Origin of the sequence: Streptomyces sp. NPDC051364 (assembly GCF_040682115.1) — a bacterium.
Classification (GTDB): domain Bacteria; phylum Actinomycetota; class Actinomycetes; order Streptomycetales; family Streptomycetaceae; genus Streptomyces.
In genome coordinates this window covers 1-3627 of sequence record NZ_JBFBAH010000079.1, presented here as the reverse complement: position 1 = coordinate 3627, position 3627 = coordinate 1, and the positions used below count along the sequence as shown (strand labels likewise).

The 3627-nt window shown below is 68.6% G+C and carries 3 protein-coding genes and 2 pseudogenes; 4 read left to right on the top strand and 1 reads right to left on the bottom strand.

Annotated elements, in window-relative coordinates; genetic code table 11:
- Positions 1-148 precede the first annotated feature (148 nt).
- From AB0M76_RS43330 to AB0M76_RS43320, 3 genes are all read left to right on the top strand, one after another.
- Positions 149-505, top strand: coding sequence for a DUF6247 family protein (locus tag AB0M76_RS43330; protein WP_266995514.1), 357 nt, complete (start codon positions 149-151; stop codon positions 503-505).
- Positions 506-522: 17 nt separating this feature from the next.
- A complete protein-coding gene (locus tag AB0M76_RS43325) occupies positions 523-792 on the top strand; it encodes a hypothetical protein (protein WP_365958276.1) in 270 nt (89 codons plus the stop codon).
- Between the two features lie 272 nt (positions 793-1064).
- Positions 1065-1448 (top strand): hypothetical protein, encoded by a 384-nt coding sequence (locus AB0M76_RS43320; RefSeq protein ID WP_365958277.1) that lies wholly within the window; start codon positions 1065-1067, stop codon positions 1446-1448.
- Between the two features lie 24 nt (positions 1449-1472).
- Here AB0M76_RS43320 and AB0M76_RS43315 read toward each other — a convergent pair.
- A pseudogene (locus AB0M76_RS43315) lies at positions 1473-1884 on the bottom strand (transposase); the annotation flags it as partial.
- A 144-nt stretch (positions 1885-2028) separates the two neighbouring features.
- Here AB0M76_RS43315 and AB0M76_RS43310 point away from each other — a divergent pair.
- Positions 2029-2583 (top strand): annotated as a pseudogene (locus AB0M76_RS43310) (transposase family protein).
- Positions 2584-3627: the final 1044 nt, after the last annotated feature.

Here is a 3627-nt window from a genome sequence, read left to right as displayed (position 1 = left end):
GGGGGGACCCTGTGGGAGAGTAGGACGCCGCCGAACAATCATTGTAGAAAGCCCCGTACCGGGTATCCGGTACGGGGCTTTTCTGCGTTCAGGGGGCTTCTGACAGAGCCGCTCGGTATCGTGGGGCCAGCGTTCCCCTGGAGGCACGATGACAGCACAGCACCTCGAAGACGACGGTCCGCTCATCCCCCAGCCGGCCATGACGCGCGAAGCCCTGCGGGACGCAGTGCGCAGGATCGACATGCCGCACCTCGCCGAGTTCGACAGGGAGTGCCATGCGGCGTTCGACCGCGCCGCCGAGACGGGCGCCATCAACCCGCTCCGCTTCTTCCTGATCAAGTGGGCGACGCATGTGGCCATCCACCGCTGGCCCGCGCGCTCGGCAGCACTGCTCGAGGCCGAACGCACCGCCGGCAACCCGGACGCCACGGAAGCGGAGTTCCGGGCAGCCATGGAAACGAGCAGCCGCATCCTCGCCGAGGCCCAGCGCGAGATCGGTCAGTGACCCCGCGGGGCGAAGGCGTGGAGAACGACGGCGGCTGGGCATGGGAATGCGATCCCAGCCGCCAGTGGGTGCTCGGCGACATGGCCGCCGAGCACCAACGAACCGTCGGCGCCGTGATGGACGGCCTGGTCGACCTGGCGTCCATGGGCATCGACCCCAAGGACGGCAGCCTCTACGAAGACCCCAGCCCCATGAGGCTGCGTACGTACGAGGACGAGCACTTGATGCTCTGGTACCAGACGATCCCCCACCGCAACCGCGTCTACCTGAAGCGCGTCAACCTCTGATCACTGGGCGACCGCATCCGTCCGGGTGAGGGAGCCCGCGCCTGGGCCGCAGCCAACCGCCCACCCACCCGAGGGACGGCAGCACACCGCGACCGGTATCGGCCCAGTGGGGCAGTGACCATCCCTCCTGGTTCCCCATGGACATACCGGAGCCGGTGGAAGCGGTCACTCGCGCCGTCCCCCAGCTGGTAATCCGTTGTACGTGCCGGCACCGGGCCGGATGGCTTCGCGCCGCCCGTCTGCCACGTGCGCACGATCCTGGATGGCGTCCCTTGCACGACGACCAGATAGCCGCCGGCCTCGTCGGCCTGCTCCTCATTGCCGTCGAGATCCTCACACCCGTGGTGGGAGCCCTCGTAGCCGCCCGGGCGATCCGCCGACGAGGGCGCAATGCTCGCCTCGCCATGGCGGGCTGCCTGGTCATGCTGCCCGGGCCGATCGTCTCCACGGTCGGCATGGCTCTGGGCCTGGAACCGCTCATGCGCGCCGTCGGGATCCACATGGCCGCCCATGTGCTCACCGCGATGACGCTGCCCTTCCACCTGCTTGGCTTCGGGCTCATCCTCGCCGGAGCACTCTCCGACCCGACGCAGCCGTCCGCGCCATCCCTCCCGCAATCGCCCCCGGCTCCGGCAGCCGAGGCCAGGCCGTACTGACGGACGACGGGCCGCACCCGCTGCCACCTGGGCAGCGGGCTGGGGAATGACGGCCTGGATGCCGCGCCGGCACAGGTGGCCACGAATCGCGCGCGGCGAACAGGCACGATCCGCGACGACAGAGACCGAGCGAGTTCTCGGTCTTCCGAGGCCGCTTCGCGGGACCCGGATCCTTGCCATGACCCGCGGCGAAGGCCGGCGCGGCGTCGGCTGCTGTAAGGGCGGCGGTGAAGATCCGTTCCCAGGTGCCGTCGACGGCCCATCTCATCAGCCGTTCGTGAGCCGTCTGGAACGAGCCCAGTTCGTCGCTCAGGTCGCGCCATGGTGAGCACGTGCGGTACTTCCCCTCGATGGCCTCAAGGGTGCGGCGGTGGTCGGCTCACGGCCGCCCTCGGATCGGATCAGCCGGCATCAGCGGCTCGAACCGGTCCCACATCGCATCAGTGATCACTCACCGGACAGACACATCCCGTGAACTGACCAAACGACCAAAGAGACACGCTCTAAAGGGTGTTGCAGAAGGCGCGGTCTTGGGCATTTTGCCTGTACGGCTGGGGTGTTCCGGGCTGAGCCGGTGTGGATGGAGACGTTCACGGGCTTGCGGATGGACCGGTGCGCGAAGCTGGTGAAGGTGGTGCGGCAGCGGGGCGGGAACGGGCCCGGTGGCGGCCGGCCGTGGTGTCCAGCCGGAGGACCGGGTGCTGCTGGTGGCGGTGTACTACCGCACGAACCTCACGATGCGGCAGGTCGCCGCTGCCTCCCGCAACCACCGGTTCTCGGCGAACGTGCAGGTCATCATCGACGCCGATACCCGCCTGGTCGTCGCCCCGGCCCGGCCGGCGCCGGGGAACAAGGCTGGTGCCCACGTCTGGCGGGAGTCGGACCTGCCGGCCGCGGCGGCGCCTACCTCGACTCCGGGCTGATCGTCCCGCACCGCAGAAGGGCCGGACGACCCCTCCTGCGGGGTCAGGTAGAGGACAACGCCGAACACCGGCGGGTCCGGGCCCGAGTCGAGCACACCTTCGCCCGCATGAAGGACTGGAAGATCCTCCGCGACTGCCGGCAGGAAGGAGACGGCCTCCACCACGCTGTCCACGCCGTCGCCACCATGCACAACCTCGCCATGACACGGTGAAACAGCAGGACAAGCAGCACTCCGGCCTGCCCGGGACCAACCTGCTGCAACTCCCTTTAGGCCCCGCGGCTGCTGGTCGTCGACCTCCGCCTCCAGGCCAAGGGCGACGACCAAGCCGGGGCAGCCGCGGACCACGCGCCGTCAGGGCGGTGGATCCTGCTGTCCTTCGTTTGCGAGCGTCCGCTCGGCCTTGTGCGGCTCGGTGACGGTTACGTGGTCGAGGGGGATGGTTGGTGCTGTGGCCGTGGCCCAGGACTCGTTCCAGGGAGGGATGGATCTGGGGAACAGGGCCGTGGAGCCGGTTGGTGACTCTGGTGGCCTCACCGACCAAGTCGTCGACGAAGCCGACGGTCATCTCCAGCTCGCGAGCGTCTCGTCCTCGCCGTCGGATGGCCCGCCGTGTGCGGGGCATCGCGCGGCGGCGTCCACGATGACGCGCGCGTCCCTCGCATTGGGCTTGGGCTCACCCGGTCTGTCGATCCCCCCGGGCCCGGTGCCCCCGTCATCAACAGCAGGGGGGCGGCGAGCCTATGGCGCTGCAGTCTGAACCGTGGGCCTGGATCGGCCGAGTCATCCCTGGTCCGGGAGACGAGACCACCGCGAGCTCGCTGGCCAGGGGGTATACGGGCCCATCCGTGCCTCCGTGCCTCCGTGCCTCCGTGCCTCCGTGGGGCCGGTGACCGCGGGGCGCCGGCCCGCTCGCACGTGTAGTTGATGCCGGGCCCGGTGATCGGTGAAGACGCTGGTCAGGGCCTCTGCGGGTGCTCGTTTTGACACCTCGGAGGGCCAGTTGTAGGGTTGAGCGGTTGCCTGGAACTGGACAAGTTCGGCAGCCAACCAGCAAGTCCCCCTCGCACCCCGGAATCGAATTCTGCGGGTGCGTACTCGACTCCTCATCCAGGAATCTGAAGCCGGGAAATCCGGTGGAAAACTTCTGATAGAGTCGGACTCGCCGGAAAGGGAAACGCGAAAGCGAAGACCTGGAAAGCGAACCCCGCTTCGACCGGGAATCGGACACGAAAGAGTCTGATAGAGTCGGAAACG

Bases quoted from the DNA above. Each gene is read 5' to 3' on its own strand.
- AB0M76_RS43330 (WP_266995514.1), top strand. From the start codon at position 149: ATGACAGCACAGCACCTCGAAGACGACGGTCCGCTCATCCCCCAGCCG.